10 protein-coding genes are annotated in these 18,525 nt (G+C 65.3%); 8 read left to right on the top strand and 2 right to left on the bottom strand.

The genetic code is table 11. The features are described 5' to 3' along the window. Positions 1-451 precede the first annotated feature (451 nt). The 7 genes from O9271_RS04965 to O9271_RS04995 all read left to right on the top strand — a co-directional run bounded on the left by O9271_RS04965 (position 452) and on the right by O9271_RS04995 (position 15,198). Complete coding sequence (locus O9271_RS04965) at positions 452-3,439, top strand: SusC/RagA family TonB-linked outer membrane protein (RefSeq protein ID WP_298266638.1); 2,988 nt, start codon at positions 452-454, stop codon at positions 3,437-3,439. A gap of 26 nt (positions 3,440-3,465) precedes the next feature. After that, on the top strand, positions 3,466-5,040 hold the full coding sequence (locus tag O9271_RS04970; protein WP_298266641.1) for a RagB/SusD family nutrient uptake outer membrane protein: 1,575 nt from the start codon (positions 3,466-3,468) through the stop codon (positions 5,038-5,040). 90 nt (positions 5,041-5,130) lie between these two features. Beyond that, positions 5,131-8,508: a VCBS repeat-containing protein gene (locus O9271_RS04975; RefSeq protein WP_298266643.1), complete on the top strand. Its 3,378-nt coding sequence runs from the start codon at positions 5,131-5,133 to the stop codon at positions 8,506-8,508. Then, on the top strand, positions 8,505-9,863 hold the full coding sequence (locus O9271_RS04980) for a vanadium-dependent haloperoxidase (RefSeq protein ID WP_298266645.1): 1,359 nt from the start codon (positions 8,505-8,507) through the stop codon (positions 9,861-9,863). Before O9271_RS04975 ends, O9271_RS04980 begins: the two co-directional genes overlap by 4 nt. Before the next feature lie 50 nt (positions 9,864-9,913). Continuing rightward, a complete protein-coding gene (locus O9271_RS04985; protein ID WP_298266647.1) occupies positions 9,914-13,246 on the top strand; it encodes an FG-GAP-like repeat-containing protein in 3,333 nt (1,110 codons plus the stop codon). Continuing rightward, positions 13,243-14,967: a sodium:solute symporter family protein gene (locus O9271_RS04990; RefSeq protein ID WP_298266648.1), complete on the top strand. Its 1,725-nt coding sequence runs from the start codon at positions 13,243-13,245 to the stop codon at positions 14,965-14,967. Before O9271_RS04985 ends, O9271_RS04990 begins: the two co-directional genes overlap by 4 nt. Positions 14,968-14,982: 15 nt before the next feature. Further along, on the top strand, positions 14,983-15,198 hold the full coding sequence (locus tag O9271_RS04995; RefSeq protein WP_298266650.1) for a hypothetical protein: 216 nt from the start codon (positions 14,983-14,985) through the stop codon (positions 15,196-15,198). Positions 15,199-15,221: 23 nt separating this feature from the next. On the opposite strand, the gene O9271_RS05000 is transcribed toward O9271_RS04995, so the two are convergent. Next, on the bottom strand, positions 15,222-15,848 hold the full coding sequence (locus O9271_RS05000; RefSeq protein WP_298266652.1) for a hypothetical protein: 627 nt from the start codon (positions 15,846-15,848) through the stop codon (positions 15,222-15,224). Beyond that, positions 15,836-16,993 carry a glycoside hydrolase 100 family protein gene (locus O9271_RS05005; protein WP_298266654.1) on the bottom strand — a complete coding sequence of 386 codons (1,158 nt, stop codon included), beginning with the start codon at positions 16,991-16,993 and terminating at the stop codon, positions 15,836-15,838. The genes O9271_RS05000 and O9271_RS05005 overlap by 13 nt, the downstream gene beginning before the upstream one ends. Positions 16,994-17,002: 9 nt before the next feature. On the opposite strand from O9271_RS05005, the gene O9271_RS05010 reads away from it, so the two are divergent. Then, positions 17,003-18,367, top strand: coding sequence for an MFS transporter (locus O9271_RS05010; protein WP_298266656.1), 1,365 nt, complete (start codon positions 17,003-17,005; stop codon positions 18,365-18,367). Positions 18,368-18,525: the final 158 nt, after the last annotated feature.

Raw genomic sequence — 18,525 nt, forward strand, 5'->3', positions numbered from 1 at the left:
CGTGGACCGAACGGGCGCCAGCACCCGTGGCGGGGGCGCGAAAAGCGAAAGTTCTCGCGATTCAATCTTGACAGTTCCCGTACATCGTTGTTTCATGGCGTTTCACATCCCTTCTTGCACGCGACTCACCCCCTTCCCGAGTTGCGGGTCGAACATGTTCCCCTCTCGTTCATGGCCGTGCCGCCGGTGGCGGACACGGGCGAGAACGATCGAGCCCGTGAGGGCTCACCCACCACACTTGGCGACCACCCTCTCATTATAGATGTAGTCCGGACCTCATGGTCCGAATTGTATCGACAGTGATTCTCCACCCGGTCGCAGGTTCTTCCCAGCCCCATGGAGGCATCGGTTTATGGCGGTAGGCGTCCGTTGGTTGGCCGCAGCGGCAGCGGGTACGCTGCTCACGGCAAGCCAGGTCAGTGCCCAGCAAACGGGCAGAGTCTCTGGCCGCGTGGTTGACTCCGCGACGGCCGGCGTTCTTGCGAACGCATCGGTCCAGGTCGTCGGGACACAGATCGGCACCTACACCCGTAACGACGGTGGCTTCCTGCTGCCGGCGGTGCCGGCAGGGCAGCAGCGGCTGCGCGTCACGCGCATCGGCTACTCCGCCAAGGAGGTGTCGGTCACGGTGACGGCCAACGGGCAGGCCAGCGTGGAAGTCCCGCTCACCGCCATCGCCGCGCAGCTCACGGCGATCGTGACCACCGGCTACGGTCAGCAGCGCAAGGAAGCCATCACCGGCGCGGTCGCCACGATCAAGGGCGACGACGCGAACGTGGGCGTGCAGCCCAATGCGACCGGCCTGCTCACCGGCCGCGTGGCCGGTGTGAATGTGATCGCGAACAACGGTGAACCGGGCGGTGGCGCCCAGATCCGCATCCGTGGCGGTACGTCCATCTCGGCCTCCAACGATCCGCTCTATGTGATCGACGGCGTGCCCATTCAGAACGACCAGACGGAAGCGTCGGGCATCGGCATTGGCGGCGGTCCTGCGCTGGCGCGCAATCCGCTCAACATGCTCAACCCGAGCGACATCGCCAACATCACCGTCCTCAAGGACGCCTCGGCCACGGCCATCTACGGCTCCCGCGGCGCCAACGGCGTGGTGCTCATCGAAACCAAGCGCGGCGCCTCCGGCGTCTCGTCCATGGAGTACGAAACGTTCGTGGCCGCCTCGGCGCCGTCGAACCGGCTCGACGTGCTCTCGGGTAACGAGTACCGCGACTTCGTGCAGGGGCTCGTCACGGCAGGGCGCCTGCAGCGCAGTGCCCTCGCCAATCTCGGCTCCGCCAACACGGATTGGGAAGACGCGCTCATGCGCAACAGCTCCACGATCAACCACAATCTCGCGTTCTCCGGAGGCACGGCGACCACGCAGTACCGGGCGTCGGTCAATTTCCTCGATCAGAACGGTGTGGTCATCTCAAACGGCTTCCGTCGCTTCCAGGGTCGCCTCAATGCGAACCACACGGCAGTGGACGGCAAGCTGCGCATGAACTTCAACCTGACCTCGTCCAAGGTTGACAACGATTACCTGCCGTTCGAAAACACGGGTGGGTTCGAGGGGGGCGTGTTCACCAACATGGTGATCTTCAACCCCACGCAGCCCATCCGGACCACCACGGGCGGGCAGTCGGCGTTCTACGAAATCGGCCCGGGCCGTCAGTCGGTGCGTAACCCGGTGGGCGTGGCGGAGCAGGTGGCCGACGACGCCACCACCAACCGCACCCTCGGCAACCTGCAGGCCACCTACAGCGTGACCAGCTTCCTCACGGCGTCCGTGAACGTCGGCACCGACCGCACCAGCGGCGTGCGTCGCACGTACCTGCCGCGCGCCAGCGCGGTTGGCGCCGAGTGGAATGGCCGGGCGCGTCAGGTGAACCGCAACCTCTCCAACAACACGCTGCAGACGCTCCTCACCTTCGCCCCGCGCATCTCCGATACGCAGGAACTCGAAGTGGTGGGTGGCTACGAGTACAGCGATTTCGACAACGGCGAGTTCGGCGCGGAAGGGCGCAACTTCCTCACCGACGCCTTCAGCTACAACAACCTTGGCGGTGGGGCCACCCTCGAGGCGCCCTTCTCCTTCCGTGAGCAGAGCCGCCTGGTCTCCTTCTTCGGCAAGGCGAACTACAGCTTCAAGGATCGTTACTTCCTCACCGGCGTGATCCGTCGCGACGGGTCGTCGCGCTTCGGTGCCGGCAACAAGTGGGCCGTATTCCCGGCCTTCTCCGTGGGTTGGAAGGTGAGCGACGAGAGCTGGATGCAGGGCAAGGGCTTCTCCAACCTCCGTCTGCGTGCAGGCTACGGGCTCCAGGGTAACCAGGCCGTGTCGCCGTACTCGTCGCTCATCCTGCTCGAGCCGAACAACGGTGCGCGCTATCCGTTCGGCAACGACGTGGTGACGGGTGTCGTGCCCACGCGCAACGAGAATCCGAATCTCAAGTGGGAGCAGACGGCGCAGTACAACATCGCTGCGGAGTACGGCTTCAAGGACAACAAGTACACCGGCTCCATCGAGTACTACCGCAAGAACACCAGTGATCTGCTGCTCACCGTTGCGGTGCCGCAGCCGGCGCTCGTGCCGACGCGTCTCGAGAACGTGGGCAGCCTGCACAACACCGGTGTCGAGTTCACCTTCGATGCCAACCTGATCGAGAAGAAGGACCGCTCCTTCAATACCGGCATTGTCGCCTCGATCGAGCGCAACCAGGTCGATGACCTGGGCGGTCGCTCGTTCATCACGACCTCCGGCATCTCGGGGCAGGGCCAGTCGGGGAACACGGCCCAGCGCATCATCCCGGGCCGCCCGCTCGGCACCTTCTGGGGTCCCGAGTTCGTGAATGTCGATGCCCAGGGCAAGCAGGTGTTCAACAACTATCGCGTGACGCGTGACGCCAACGGCCAGATCACCAGCCGCACCCGTGACGGCACGACGACGTCGCCCGACGGTGACGACTTCGGGGTCATCGGCGACGCCAACCCGGCGTTCAGCCTGGGCTGGAACGGGCGGCTTCGCTGGGGCAAGTTCGACATGAGCTACCTGTGGCGTGGCGAGTTCGGCCGCGACGTGTTCAACAACACCGCGCTCGTCTACTCGACGCAGTCGGCCGTGCTGCAGGGGCGTAACTTCCTGCGCAGCGCTCTCAGCCAGACCGACGGCCTCACGGAGCCGGCCATCTACTCGTCGCGCTGGATCGAGGACGGTACGTTCTTCCGCCTCCAGAACGTCACGGTGGGCTACACGTTCAAGATCCCGGGAACTCGGGCCAACACCGCCCGCTTCTACGTGTCGGGTGACAACCTCCTCCTGTTCACGCCGTACACCGGTTACGATCCAGAAGTGTTCGTCGATGCCGGCCTTGCGTCGCGTGGCGTCGACTACCTCGTTTACCCGCGTGCCCGCACACTGACGTCGGGACTCCGCGTCCAGTTCTGATCACTCCGGACGATTCCCAACTGACCATGCGAAAGACCCGCAATTTCCGACTCGCGTCGCTCTGGCGCGCCGGCCGCGTCAGCGCCGCCCTGTTGGCGGCGCCGGCAGCGGTGTTCACGATCCAGGGCTGCACCGACCTCGACGAAACGCCCGTCAGCGCCATCACGCCTGACAACTTCTACAAGAACGCCGATGAAGTCATCGGCGGCGTGGCGTCGGTGTACGCGCAGCTCCGCTCCACCATGTGGGGCTACTACAACCTCAGCCAGGTGTCGTCGGACGAAACCGTCGTGCCCACGCGCGGTTCCGACTGGTTCGACAACGGCCGCTGGCTCGATCTGTATCGGCACACCTGGACGCCCACCTCGGGTTCCGGCCTCGAGGATATCTCGGGTGTCTGGAACGATCTCTTCGGGGGCGTGGCGCGCGCCAACGTGCTGCTCAGTGCGCTCGAAACCACCGAGGTGCCCAACAAGGCGGCCATCGTGGGTGAAATGCGCACCCTGCGTGCGTTCTACTACTACCTGCTGATGGACTTCTTCGGCGGCGTGCCCATCGTCACCACGACCGAGGTGAAGCCGCGTGAGCAGGCAACGCGTGCCCAGGTGTTCGCCTTCATCGAGAAGGAGCTCACCGAGTCGCGCACGGCGCTCCCCGACGCGTGGCCGGCCAACCAGTATGGCCGCGTGACCAAGTCGGCAGTGGACGCCATCCTGGCGAATATGTACCTCAACGCCCAGGTGTTCACCGGCACCGTCACGGCCACGGGGCTTACCCGCGGCCCGGCCAAGTGGAACGAAGCCATCGTGGCCGCCGATCGCGTGCTCAACTCGGGCCGCTTCAGCCTCCCCGCCGACTGGCGCACCAACTTCTCGCCCACCAACGAGAACTCGCCGGAGAACATCTTCGTCGTGCGCCACACCAGCAGCCCGGGTGGCCTCGGCATGTCGTTCCAGATGCGCGGGTTGCACTACAACTCGTTCAACCTGTCGCCGTGGAACGGCTTCGCCACCATCGCCACCACGTACAACACCTTCGACGACGCGGACGATCGCAAGAAGGTGTTCCTCGTGGGGCCGCAGGTGGACCTCAAGACCGGCCAGCCCATTCGCGACCGCGCCGGCAACCCGCTCATCTTCACACCGGAAATTCGTGACGTGACGCAGGCGGGTGAGGGCGAAGGGGCGCGCGTCTACAAGTACCCGATCGATCCGGCAGCCACCGAGGGTGGCAACCACGGCAACGACTTCGTGTACTTCCGTCTGGCGGAGATGATGATGGTCAAGGCCGAGGCGCAGAACGAGTTGGGGCAGACGGCGTCGGCCATTCAGCTGATCAATCAGGTGCGTGCCCGTGCCTTCAGCCCGGCCCGTCCCTTGGCCGCGAACCTCTCGCAGACCCAGGTGCGACAGGCCATCTTCGACGAGCGCCTCTTCGAGTTCATCGGCGAAGCCAAGCGCCGTCAGGACATGATCCGTGCCGGCACGTACACCAACGCCCGTCTCTTCAAGCAGGCGTCGGCGCCGTACCGCATCCTCATGCCCATCCCGCAGAACCAGATCGAAACCAACCCGCTGCTCAAGCAGAACCCCGGCTACTAAGCTGTAGGGAAGGGTTCCGAAGGTCGCCACGGCCTGCGTTCACGAACCGAACGCAGGCCGTGGCTTTCATGGCAGTTTCCCCCTCGAGACGTGACTTCGTTCATCCCGCGCCCGATCGTGGCGCTTCAGCCCCTCGTCATCGGCTCGGCGGCACTCATGCTCGCCGCCTGTGGCGAACGTGGCGCTCCCCGACTGGCTGACGCGCCGCCGGTCGACAGCACGCTCTTCACGCTCATGCCCTCGGCCTACACCGGCGTGGCGTTCACCAATCGGGTGGTGGACTCGCAAGAGCGCAACGTGTTCACGTACCGCAACTTCTACAACGGTGGCGGGGTCGCCATTGGCGACCTCACGGGCGATGGCCGACCCGAGATCATCCTCACGTCCAATCAGGACGGGCCCCGTCTCTACCTGAATGAAGGGGCGTTCCGGTTTCGCGACGTCACGGCCAAGGCCGGCGTGCAGCCCGATCGGCCGTGGACCACCGGCGTCACCTTGGCCGACGTCAACGGCGATGGGCGGCTCGACATCTACCTCAGCCATGCCGGTGACGGCGAGCCGGCCACGCGCGCCAATACCCTCTGGATCAATCAAGGTCTCGGCGCTGACTCCGTGCCCACCTTCGTGGAGCAGGCGCGCCGGTACGGGATAGCCGACGAGGGCTGGTCTACGCATGCCGCCTTTGTCGACTTCGATCGCGACGGTGATCTCGACCTGTTCGTAATCAACAACTCGCCGCGCCCGGTCAACAGCTTCGGTGTGCGCAACACGCGCGACGAGCGGCACCCGTACGGCGGCGACCACCTCTATCGCAATGACGGCGACACCTTCACCGACATCACCGAGCGCGCCGGCATCTGGAGCACCGAAATCGCGTTCGGGCTGGGTATCGGCGTCGGTGATGTGAATCGCGACGGGTGGCCCGACATCTACGTGGCCAACGACTTCCACGAGCGCGATTACCTCTATCTCAATCAGAAGGACGGCACCTTCAAGGATGTGCTGGACACGGCCATGCCACTCACGAGCTACTTCTCCATGGGCATGGACATCGCCGATGTGGACAATGACGGCTGGCCTGACGTCTACACCACCGACATGATGCCGGAGGACGAGTATCGCATCAAGACCACGGCCATGTACGAGGGATGGGACGTGTACATGGCCAAGGTGCGCGATGGGTATGGCCACCAGCTCATGCGCAACATGCTCCAGCGCAACAATGGCGACGGCACCTTCAGCGACGTGGGCTATCTGACGCGCACCGCAGAGACCGATTGGAGCTGGAGCGCGCTCCTCGCGGATCTCGATCAGGATGGTCGCAAGGACATCTACGTGACCAACGGCCTCGCCCGGGACGTCACCTCGCAGGACTACGTGGCGTTCCTGGCCGATCGGACCACCATGGAGCGCGAAGCCAGCGCGAAGCGTGTGGATTACATGCGCCTCATCAATGCCATGAGTTCGACCCCCATTGCCGACTATGCCTTTCGCAACGACGGCGCCTGGAGCTTCAGCAATCAGGCCACGGCCTGGGGGCTGGACACGCCGAACATCTCGAGCGGCGCGGCCTACGGTGATCTCGACGGCGACGGCGCGCTCGATCTGGTGGTGAGCAACGTGAACGCCGAAAGCTTCGTGTACCGCAACAACGCGCGCACGTTGCTCACGGACCGGCATTGGCTGCAGGTGCGGCTGAGCGGCCGTGGTCGCAACCCGTTCGCCGTTGGTGCCCATGTCGCCGTCCATGCAGGCGCCGACCGCTACGTGCAGGAGCTCTATCCGGCGCGCGGGTTCCAATCGAGCGTGGACTACACGCTCACCTTCGGGCTCGGGGCACACGCGGCGGTCGATTCCATCGTGGTTCGCTGGCCCGACGGTACCCGCACGCTGGCGCCCGGTGGCGCGGCCGATCGCGCCCTCGTCATCACACAGGCCGCAGGGACGTCGCCGGCCGCTCCGTTCGCGCCGAGCCGGCCACCGGCGCTGCTTGCCGACATCACGGCCCGGTCCGGCCTCGGCTTCACGCACACCGAAAACGAGTTCGTCGACTTCGACCGCGAGCGGTTGATCCCGAAGATGCTGAGCACCGAAGGCCCCGCACTCGCGGTGGGCGACGTCAATGGCGACGGCCTCGATGACGTGTACCTCGGTGGGGCCAAGGAGCAGGCAGGGGCGCTCCATGTGCAGAATGCGAACGGCACCTTCACGCTCGTGCCGACCCCGGCGTTTGCGCTGGACGCCATCTCCGAAGACGTGAGTGCCGCCTTCTTCGACGCCGACGGTGACGGCGACCGCGATCTGTACGTGGTGAGCGGAGGCAACGAGTACAGTGAAGACAGCCCGGCGCTGCAGGATCGGTTGTATCTCAACGATGGGCGCGGGCGATTCAGCAAGACTGAAGGTCGACTGCCCGTCGCGCTCATCAGCGGCAGTGTCGTCGCGCCAGCCGATGTGGATGGTGACGGGGACATCGATCTCTTCGTCGGTGGCCGCAGCGTCCCCTGGAAGTACGGCGCCGATCCGAGGAGTCAATTGCTCCTCAACAACGGTCGCGGCACCTTCACCGACGCCATCGCCAAGGCGCCGGGGCTGCAGACCGTGGGCATGGTGACCGATGCCGTGTGGAGTGATGCGGACGGCGACCGCCGCGTCGACCTGGTGCTGGTGGGCGAGTGGATGCCGGTGACGGTCTTCCGCAACCGCGGCGGCGGACGATTCGAGCGGATGGTCGACGAGCTGTTGGGCGCCAGCGACGGGTGGTGGAACCGCATCGTGGCCGCCGATCTCGACCGCGACGGACGCGACGAGTATCTGCTTGGCAATATCGGTCGCAACACCCGACTGCGGGCCACTCCCGATGAACCGCTGCTGTTGATCGTGAAGGATTTCGACAACAACGGCTACGTGGAGCAACTCATCGGCATGTACAACGGCGGCAAGCCGTATCCACTGGTCTTGCGCGACGACCTGATCAAGACGGTCCCCCCCTGGAAAGCCCGCTTCCTGAACTACAAGGACTACGCCCTCCAGACGCTCGATGACGTGGTGCCGGTGGCCGAGCGGCAGCGCGCCATTGTGAAGCAGGCTCGCCGCCTGTCGAGCAGCGTACTGCGCCGCGGCAGCGATGGCCGGTTCGCATTCACTGACCTGCCGGTGGAGGCACAACTGGCCCCCGTGTACGGCATTACCACCACCGATGTGAACGGTGATGGTCGACTCGATGTGCTGCTGGCCGGCAACTTCGATGGCGTGAAGCCCGAGCTGGGCCGCATGGCTGCCAGTGAGGGGCTTGTGCTCCTCGCGGAGGAGGGTGGCACGTTCACCGCGGTTCGCCCGGCCGAAAGCGGATTTCGTGTTCCCGGACAGGCGCGTGCGCTGGCGCGCCTGAAGAGCCGGTCCGGCCAACGCGTTGTGGTGGCGCGCAACAATGCGGCGCCGCTCGTTTTCTCGGTTCCACGTCCATGATGCGCCTTCGAAGGTACCTCCAGGTAGTTGCGCTGTCGGCCACGACGATCGGTGTCGTGGCCTGTGAGACACGCCGTCCTGCTGCCGCCGAGGCGGTGCGTTCCGCCGAGCCGTTGCACGAAGCCATGCAGCAGCTCACCAGCACGATGGTGTACGACATCTTCAGCCCGCCGCAGGCGAGTCGCGTCTACAGCTACGCGAGCATTGCCGCCTACGAGACCATCCGTCAGGGAGATACCGCCTGGCGGTCCCTCGCTGGGCAGGTGCGCGACATGCCCGCCGTGCCGGCTCCCGATCGGACCCAGTCGTATTCGTTCGAGCTGGCCGGCGTGCGTGCCTTCCTCACCGTCAGTCACCAACTCACGTTTTCTCGCGACCGCATGGACTCCGTGCGCACGGTGATGACCAACAGGTACGCCGAGGCGCTCCCCGACGACGTGGTCGAACGCAGTGTCGCCTACGGTGACACCGTTGCGCAGTTCGTGCTGGCATGGGCCGCCAAGGATCGATTCAAGGAATCGCGTGGGTTGCCCAAGTACAGCATCACACGGGATCCGGGGCGCTGGCGTCCCACCCCGCCCGCCTACATGGATGCCGTGGAGCCCAACTGGGGCACGCTGATTCCATTCGTGATGGATTCGGCCAGTCAGTTCCGTCCGGCCCCGGCCATTCCCTTCGACACGGTCAAGGGTACGCCGTTCTTCACGCAGGCACTCGAGGTATACGAGAAGGGCAGGACCCTCACCGAGGAAGAGCGACTCATTGCGTCGTTCTGGGACTGCAATCCGTACACCATGAATGTGCAGGGGCACACCATGTTCGCCACCAAGAAGATCTCGCCTGGTGGCCACTGGATGGGCATCGCCGGCCAGGCCTCGCGACAGTCCAAGGCCACCCTGGTGGAAAGTGCCGACGTCTACGCGCGCACGGCCCTCGCTCTGGCCGACGGCTTCATCGCCGCGTGGGAGGAGAAGTTCCGGTCCGGTGTCCTTCGCCCGGAGACGGTGATCAACAATTACGTGGACGAGCAGTGGACGCCGCTGTTGCAGACGCCGCCCTTCCCGGAGTATCCCAGCGGCCACAGCGTCATCTCCACCGCGGCGGCGGAAGTGCTCACCAGCATCTTCGGTGCGAACTTCGCCTTTGCCGACTCCGTCGAAGTGCCGTTCGGATTGCCGGTACGTTCCTTCTCGAGCTTCGAGGCGGCCGCCAACGAAGCGGCCATCAGCCGCCTGTACGGCGGGATCCACTACCGGCAGGCCATCGAGGAAGGGCAGAAGCAGGGGCGTCAGGTGGGGCAAAACGTGGTGGCGCGCATTGCGACCAGGCCCGCCGCCGCCGTCGCCGCCCGGTGAGCAAAGGCGCTGGCCCCTGGTGGCGCCGGTGGGCAGGCGCAGCGGCTGCGGTGGCGGCCTTCTCCGCGTGCGCCGATTCCTCCGGCGGTGATCGCAGCGCAGCGGCCGCCCCCGCGTCCCAGGGGCCGCCGCTCTTCGAGTCCCTGCCCGCGTCCCGTACCGGCATGGCCTTCGTGAACACGTTGCCGGAGGCGCCCGAGTTCAGCATCCTGAACTACCTGTACTACTACAACGGCGGCGGCGTCGCGGTCGGAGATGTGGATGGAGATGGACGGCAGGATGTCTACCTCTCGTCCAACCTCGAGTCAAACCGTCTCTACCGGAATCGCGGCGACTTCACCTTCGAGGACATCACCGAGCGCGCCGGCGTGGCCGGCCCGCCGGGATGGAAGACCGGCGTCTCGATGGCCGACGTCAATGGTGACGGCGCGCTCGATCTGTATGTGTCGGCGGTGAACTACCTCACCATGGCCGGACGCAACGTGCTGTACATCAACGACGGCACGGGCGTCTTCACCGACCGCACCGACGCATACGGGCTCGCGTTCTCCGGGTTCTCCACGCAGTCGCTGTTCTTCGACTACGATCGTGACGGTGATCTCGATCTGTATCTGCTGAATCACTCCGTGCACACGGAGCGACAAATCGGCGTAGCGGCCCGTCGCGATCAGCGACATCCACAGGCCGGCGACCGTCTCTATCGCAACGACGGCACGCGTTTCACCGATGTGAGTGCGGCGGCGGGAATCTTCGGGGGCGTCGAGGGATTTGGACTGGGAGTGGTGGCCAGCGACGTGAACCTCGATGGCTGTCTCGATGTGTACGTGGCCAACGACTTTCAGGAGAACGACTTCCTGTACCTGAACGACTGTCGCGGCCACTTCACCGAAGTGGGCACGCAGGCCTTCAGTCATACGAGTCGCTTCTCCATGGGCGCCGATGCTGCCGACATGAACGACGATGGGCGTCCCGACTTCATGACGGTGGACATGCTCCCCGAGCAGGAGGCCATCTTCAAGACCTCCGCGAGCTACGAAGGGTGGAATCTCTTCGACATGCGCCTGCGCGCCGGTTACAGCGTGCAGTACCCGCGCAATGCACTGCAGCTCAATCGGGGAGACGGCACGTTCGCCGAGGTGGCGCTGCTCGCCGGTGTGGCCGCGAGTGACTGGAGTTGGGGGCCCCTCTTCGCAGACCTCGACAACGACGGACGCAAGGATCTGTTCATTACCAACGGCATCTATCGCCGTCCGAACGATCTGGACTACATCAACTATGTCGGAAACGAAGCGGCACAGGCGGCACTCGCACGCGGGGTGACCCGCGCCGAGAACCGGGAGCTGCTGCAGCGCATGCCGCAGATTCCCCTGGCCAATCATGCCTATCGCAACGACGGAGATTTGCGATTCACCGACATGGCCGAACGGTGGGGACTCGGCGAAAAGGGGTTCAGCAACGGATCGGCGTACGTGGACCTCGACGATGACGGGGCGCTCGACCTGATCGTCAACCGCATCAACGCGCCAGTCGCCGTCTATCGCAACACGGCGCGTGCGAACGGCAACACCACACACTGGCTGCAGGTGCGCCTCGCCGGCAGTGGCCGCAACACCGACGGCATCGGCGCCAAGGTCACCGCCGTGACCGGGGCGCATCGCCAGCTGCTCGAGCAGCAACCGGTGCGCGGCTTTCAGTCGAGTGTCGATCGACGGTTGCACTTCGGGTTGGGCACGTCGGCCGTTGTCGACTCGCTCATCGTCGTCTGGCCGGACGCGCGGTACGAAATTCGTACCAACGTGGCGGCGGACCGCTCCATCACGCTGCATCAGGACAGCAGCGCCGGGCAATGGCGCTATGCCCCCATCCGCCTGCAGCGCACCGTGGACGAGGCGCCCGCCGTCGGCGCGGCGGTGCCGCACCGCGAAAACGACTTTCTCGACTACAACCGCGAACCGCTCATGCCGCATGTCGTGTCGGCGGAGGGTCCCGCGCTTGCGGTCGGGGATGTGAACGGCGACGGGCTCGACGACCTGTATGTCGGAGGCGCCAAGTGGCAGCGTGGCACGCTCCTGCTGCAGCAGCGCACTGGTCGCTTCACGGAGTCGAGTGCCGCGACCTATGCGGCTGACAGCACGGCAGAGGATGTGGACGCCACCTTCTTCGATGCCGACGGCGATGGGGATCTCGATCTCTATGTGGTGAGCGCCGGCAACGAGTTCTGGAACGAGTTCGCGGAACTGGACGACCGGCTCTATCTGAACGACGGACGCGGTTCCTTCACCCGCGCCGTGAACGCTCTGCCGGCCGGTTTCCGCGAAAACGGCAGCACCGTAACCGCCGCCGACTTCGATGGTGATGGCGATCAGGATCTCTTCGTCGGCAGTCGCGTGGTGGCGCGTGAATACGGTCGGACACCCACCAGCCATCTGCTGCGGAACAATGGCGCCGGGCACTTCACCGACGTCACCGAGGCCGTGGCCCCCGGCCTGGCCCGCGCGGGGCTGGTGACCGCGGCGCAGTGGGCCGACGTGAACGGCGACAAGCGCCCTGATCTCGTGGTGGTGGGCGAGTGGATGCCGGTGCGCATCTGGATCAATCGTGGCGATCGGCTCGAGGAGCACGCGGCCGCCAGCGGACTCGCCGCGGCCAGCGGCTGGTGGAACAGTCTCTCGGTGGCCGACCTCAATGGCGATGGTGCGCCGGATCTCGTGCTCGGCAATGCCGGCACCAACGGCGTTCTCCGGGCCTCGGCCCGGGAGCCAGTGCGCATGTACGTGCACGACTTCACCGGCACCGGAAGCACGAAGCAGATCATCACCCGCTTCGTGCAGGGCGTGGCGTATCCCCTGGCTGGCCGCGACGAGCTCGTGAAGCTCATGCCCGCAATCCGTGGGAAGTATCCCACCTTCGCGGCCTTCGGCGCGAGTCGCCTCGAGGAGATCTTCAACCCGGCCGAGATCGCGAAGGCCGAGGTGAAGGAAGCGACCACCTTCGAGAGCGCGGTGGCCATCAACGATGGACGGGGGCGCTTCACGCTGCGCCCCCTGCCCGTGGCCGCGCAGCTATCAATGACGTTCGCGACGTTCGTCACCGACGCCAACGGCGACGGGTTTCAGGACATCTTTCTGGCCGGCAACGCCTACGGCGTACCGCCGGTGATCGGTCGCTACGATGCGTCGCGCGGTGTCCTGCTGTACGGTGACGGGGCCGGTGGATTTCGCCCTGCCGACGCGACGGCGGTCCCGGCCATCGACGGGCAGGTGCGCGCGCTCGTTCCCGTGCGGCGTGCGGGCAAGCCCCCATGGATGGCCGTTGCGCGAAACGGTGCGCCCCTGCAACTGCTGACGTTTCGCCGACCCACTCCCCAGACACACACCCAATGACCAAGCTGACCACGCTCGACTACGTCGTGATGGCCATCTATTTCGTCGTGGTGCTCGGCATCGGCTGGGCACTGCGGCGCATGATGCGCACATCCACCGACTTCTTCCTGTCGGGTCGGTCGTTGCCCCCATGGGTAACCGGACTGGCATTTCTTTCGGCCAACCTTGGCGCCCAGGAAGTCATCGGCATGGGCGCGTCCGGGGCGAAGTACGGTATCGCCACCAGCCACTTCTACTGGATCGGCGCCATCCCGGCCATGGTGTTCGTCGGCATCTTCATGATGCCGTTCTACTACGGATCGAAGGCGCGTTCCGTCCCCGAGTACCTGAAGCTGCGCTTCGACGAAAAGACGCGCACCTTCAACGCGCTCGGTTTCGCGGCCATGACGATCTTCTCGAGCGGCATCTCCATGTACGCCATGGGGAAGCTGCTCAACCTGCTGCTCGGGTGGGATTTCAACACGAGTGTGCTGGTCTCGGCCGTCATCGTGCTCGCCTACGTGACGCTCGGTGGACTCACCAGCGCCATCTACAATGAAGTCCTGCAGTTCTTCATGATCGTCTTTGGATTCGCGCCGCTGGTGTGGGTGGGGCTCAAGCAGGTCGGTGGCTGGGACGGCATGACGAGCAAGCTGTCCGCCGCCGCGGTGCAGCGGGGCCTCCCCGAGTACGCCTACACCAACGTGTGGCAAGGCATGGGATCGGCCACGACCAATTCCATCGGCATCGAATGGTTCGGCATGGTCATGGGGCTCGGCTTCGTGCTCTCGTTCGGCTACTGGTGCACCGACTTCCTCGTGGTGCAGCGCGCCATGGCCGCCGATTCCATGACGGCGGCACGCCGCACCCCGCTCATTGCTGCCGTGCCCAAGATGTTCTTCCCGTTCCTCGTGATCGTGCCCGGCATGATCGCGCTGGCCATGGGCGACAACATCATTCCCGCCAAGCTCACGGCTGCGGGAACGCCGCTGCTGGACACGAACGGCAACGTGGTGCTGGACTACGATCTGGCCACCCCCATGATGCTGGTGAAGCTCTTCCCCACCGGCATGCTCGGCCTGGGGCTCACGGCCCTCATCGCGTCGTTCATGTCGGGCATGGCCGGCAACGTGACCGCGTTCAATACCGTGTGGACCTACGACATCTACCAGGCGCACATCAAGAAGCAGGGGACCGACGAGCATTACCTGTGGATGGGGCGCGCGGCCACCGTGGGCGGAATCGCGCTGTCGGTGGCGGCCGCCTACGTGGCCGGCTCCTTCAACAACATCATGGAGCTGCTGCAGCTCGTCTTCGCGTTCGTGAACGCACCGCTCTTCGCCACGTTCGCGCTGGGGATGTTCTGGAAGCGCAGCACCGGGCATGGCGCCTTCTGGGGCCTGGTTGCCGGCACTGTGGCGCCAGCCATCCACCATGGAATCTCGCTAGCCAACGGCGCCACTCCAGGCGTGAAGGGGGGATTTTTCGGCGTGATACTCAGGTATCCCAGCGAGATGGCGCAAACCTTCTGGACGGCGGTGGCGGCGTTCACGACCTGCTTTATCGTCACGATCGTGGTGAGTCTCGCCACCCGGGCACGGCGCGAGGCGGAGCTGGAGGGGCTGGTATACTCGCTGACGCCACGGCAGGTGGACGATGTGAAGGCGTGGTACGAGAAGCCCAGTGTCTTCGCCGTGGCCGTCATGCTGGCCATGGTGGCGCTCAACGTGATGTTCTACTGATCAGGAGCGACGACCATGAGTGGTGGCGCAGCGATGGATCTTCGCCTGCCAATCGGCGGGCTCTTCGTGGTGCTGGGCGTCATTCTCGGCGCGTACGGCATCATGACCAACGGCGATACGGCCATGTACGAACGGAGCGCCGGCGTGAACATCAACCTCGTCTGGGGCGGCGTCATGCTGGCCTTCGGCGCCCTCTTCCTCGCGCTGGCCCAGCGCGCGGCCCGACGCTGAGCGAGAGGCGACCAAACGTGTCGTCAGGCTGGGCCGCGTCGCAGGCCGAACGCGGCATCGATCAGCCAATGCGCCTTCGCGCCCTGCGGCGCAATCAGGCGGTGCTCGATGCCGAGAATGGTATCGATGATCGGCTCCCAGGCGTCACGGTTGCGCGCGAGACGTCGTTCGTGCGTGTCGCGGTGCGTGGCTTCGAGAAACACGCGCACGTCCAGGCCGTCGAGCATCAGCACATAGGTGCCCTCCACCACCAGCACCTGCAGCGCCGAGAAATCGCGGACTTCCTCGTCGAAGCGGTTGGCAGGGTAGTTCACCAGCGGTGCGCGTACCTCGTGGTGCCCCGCTCGAAACGCGGCAATGTGCTCGTCAATGAGCGACAGCTGCACTTCGTGCGGCCCCACGGCGCCGAGGTCGGTCAGCCGGAATTCGTGGTTGGTACGCGGCGGCCGGATGAAGTAGTTGTCCTGATTGAGGAACGCCGTGGGAATGCCGCGGGCATTCAGCGCATCGGCCAGTTGGGCGGCCGTCGTGCTCTTCCCACTTCCCGACTCCCCCGCCACCCCGATGACGAGCCGACGTCCGTCGAACGCGCCATCCCCGTCGAGTGCCTGAACGAGCCGCGTCACCGCGGTGGTGCTCAGGCTATCCATGTCCATGCCTCCGGGCCGCGCTGGCGCGCGAGATCGAGCAGTACGAAGCCGGTTGCGGTGTACGCCATGCCGGCCGTGCCCAGCGCTTCGCCCGTTTCGCCGTGGAAGTACTCCTCGAAGTCGAAGTGCGTGAGACGGTGGAGGTGAGCAACCGTGAGTGCGTGCAGTGTGCCGCTGGCGGCCATGCGCCCATGACGCGCCAACGCTACGCCCAGCCATCCCAGCCACACGGGCCAGATGCCGCCGTTGTGGTACTCGTGGGGGCGGTTGCGAAATCCGTGCAGATGGTAGCCAGCCAGCGCGTCCCATTCACGATCACCTTCGTGAATGACCGGCGAGAACGCCGGGACCAGCGCGCCGTGCGCGAGGAATCCCTGCTCCAGCCCGTCGAGTATGCTTGCGCTGCGGTGCGGCAGCAGGTCGGCGATCGCGAGCAAGGCGCAGGCCGCGAGGTCGAGGTGTTCGTCGGTACGCACCGGCGAGGTGGCGGCTACCGGAAACCGGCGCGGTCCGCCGTACTGCCAGTCGGTGGACGGCCAGTACCGCTCGTCAATGACACGGGCGATGGCCGCCGACTTCTCAGCCCAGGCCGGCTTGCCGGCCAGCGGTGCCAGCAGGCGCAACCCCCAGGCGCGAAGAACCTGATCGTACAGGATGTAGCCATCGAACGGATACTCGTCGGCCCAGTTGCCGCCGGCCGGGACGTACAGCAGGTGGCGGCCATTGTACTCGATGCCTTCGAGCAGGTCCACGACCCCCTCTGCCGACTCGGCGAAGTCCTCGTAGCGGGCGTGCCCTCGCGCGCACAGCAGCGCCACCCCCACCAGATACCAGGTTGCGGAATCGAAGCGTGGCGCAAGGGTGCCGAAGCTCACCTGCTGGCGCCCGTCCGGTCCCGTGCGGAAGTTGGACGCGATCTGACCCTGCGGTCCCTGCAAGGTCCGCAACTGTTCGAGTGTGCGCCGCAACCCGGTCACGACCTGCTCGTCACCGGCCGCGAGGCCGGCGAGGCCCGCCATGATCGCGTCGCGCGCAAACACCGCCGCATAGTTCGCCACGGCGCTGCGTGACGCGAGGATGCCCTGCGGCGTGGCCAGTGCACGGAGCAGGGCGATGGATTCGTCGATAGGAAGTTGGTCCTTCATGGAGATTCGATGGCAAGTACCGTGACCGCAGCGCCGACGCACACGACTGCCTCCACCGCGCCGAGGAAGCCGCATCTGTCGTTCCTGTCGATCGTGAACATGAACGTCGGCTTCTTCGGAATCCAGTACAGCTTCGGGTTGCAGCAGAGCAACATGAGCCCGATCTACCGGTATCTGGGGGCCGACGAGGCGAGCCTGCCGCTGCTCTACCTGGCCGGTCCGGTCACGGGACTCATCGTGCAACCCATCATCGGCGCCATGAGCGATCGCACGCTCAGTCCGCGAGGGCGCCGCACTCCGTACTTTCTCATCGGCGCCTTTCTCTGCTCGCTGTCGCTGTTGGCCATGCCGTTCAGCCGGACCTTGTGGATGGCCGCCGGCATTCTGTGGATTCTCGATGCCGCCAACAACATCACCATGGAGCCGTACCGCGCCTACGTCTCCGATCGATTGGACGATGCCCAGACATCGCTTGGATTCCTCACGCAGAGCGCCTTCACGGGACTTGGCCAGACGCTGTCGTACATCACGCCATCGCTCCTGGTGTTCCTCGGCATGAACCGCGATGCCGTGAACGACCGCGGTATTCCCAATATCACCATGCTCGCCTTTCTGATGGGCGCCGTCTTCTCCACGGCGTCCATCCTCTGGTCTCTCCGTCAGGTCCCCGAGCTGCCGCTCACCGTTGACGAGCGCCAGCGGATCGAGCGCATGCCGCGGGGGGTCGGCCATACGTTGCAGGAGATCGTCGACGCCCTGCGCGAGATGCCAACGACCATGCGACAGATGGTGGCGATGAAGTTCTTCCAGTGGTACGCGATGTTCTGCTACTGGATCTACATCGCCCCCGCACTCGCGCTCACGCTCTTCGACACCAAGGATCCCGCCTCGGCCGGCTTCCGTGAAGCCGGCCTCGTGACCGGCCAGGTGGGCGCCTTCTACAACTTCGTCGCCTTCGTGTCGGCATTTGCCATGGTGCCCGTCACCCGACGCATTGGCGCCAAGTGGATGCATGTGATTGCGCTGAGTGCCGCCTCCCTTGCCATGCTGGCCCTGCCGGCCATTGAGAGTCGGGCGCTGCTGTTCGTGCCCATGCTCGGCATCGGACTCGCGTGGGGGAGCATGATGGGCAACCCCTATGTAATGCTGTCCGATTCCATCCCCAAGGAGCGGGTGGGCGTGTACATGGGGGTATTCAACATGTTCATCGTCATCCCCATGCTCATTCAGAACCTCACGCTACCGTTGTTCTACGAGACGCTGCTTGGCGGCAATCCCGCCAATGTGATTCGCCTTGCCGGGGCCTTGCTGGGGTGCGCCGCCGTGGCGTGCGCCTTCGTATCGGTGCGCAAGGCACGGGTGACGGCCGCCTGATTACCTGTGTCCTGACCACCATTGTCCGGGCGGTTCCGCGGAGGCGTACGTCGACGCAGGGCGCACCGCCAGAAGGGATGGCGGGACACGATGACACCCGAAGCGAAACCGAAGAACAAGTGTAAGTCTTCCAACGATTTGCGCTTCGCGGGATTGTC

Source organism: Gemmatimonas sp. (assembly GCF_027531815.1).
GTDB lineage: Bacteria > Gemmatimonadota > Gemmatimonadetes > Gemmatimonadales > Gemmatimonadaceae > Gemmatimonas.

Excerpts from the sequence above, each read along its gene's own strand:
- O9271_RS05000 (WP_298266652.1), bottom strand. The coding sequence starts at position 15,848 with ATGGATAGCCTGAGCACCACCGCGGTGACGCGGCTCGTTCAGGCACTC.
- O9271_RS04995 (WP_298266650.1), top strand. The coding sequence starts at position 14,983 with ATGAGTGGTGGCGCAGCGATGGATCTTCGCCTGCCAATCGGCGGGCTC.
- O9271_RS05010 (WP_298266656.1), top strand. The coding sequence starts at position 17,003 with ATGGCAAGTACCGTGACCGCAGCGCCGACGCACACGACTGCCTCCACC.
- O9271_RS04980 (WP_298266645.1), top strand. The coding sequence starts at position 8,505 with ATGATGCGCCTTCGAAGGTACCTCCAGGTAGTTGCGCTGTCGGCCACG.
- O9271_RS04970 (WP_298266641.1), top strand. The coding sequence starts at position 3,466 with ATGCGAAAGACCCGCAATTTCCGACTCGCGTCGCTCTGGCGCGCCGGC.
- O9271_RS05005 (WP_298266654.1), bottom strand. The coding sequence starts at position 16,993 with ATGAAGGACCAACTTCCTATCGACGAATCCATCGCCCTGCTCCGTGCA.
- O9271_RS04990 (WP_298266648.1), top strand. The coding sequence starts at position 13,243 with ATGACCAAGCTGACCACGCTCGACTACGTCGTGATGGCCATCTATTTC.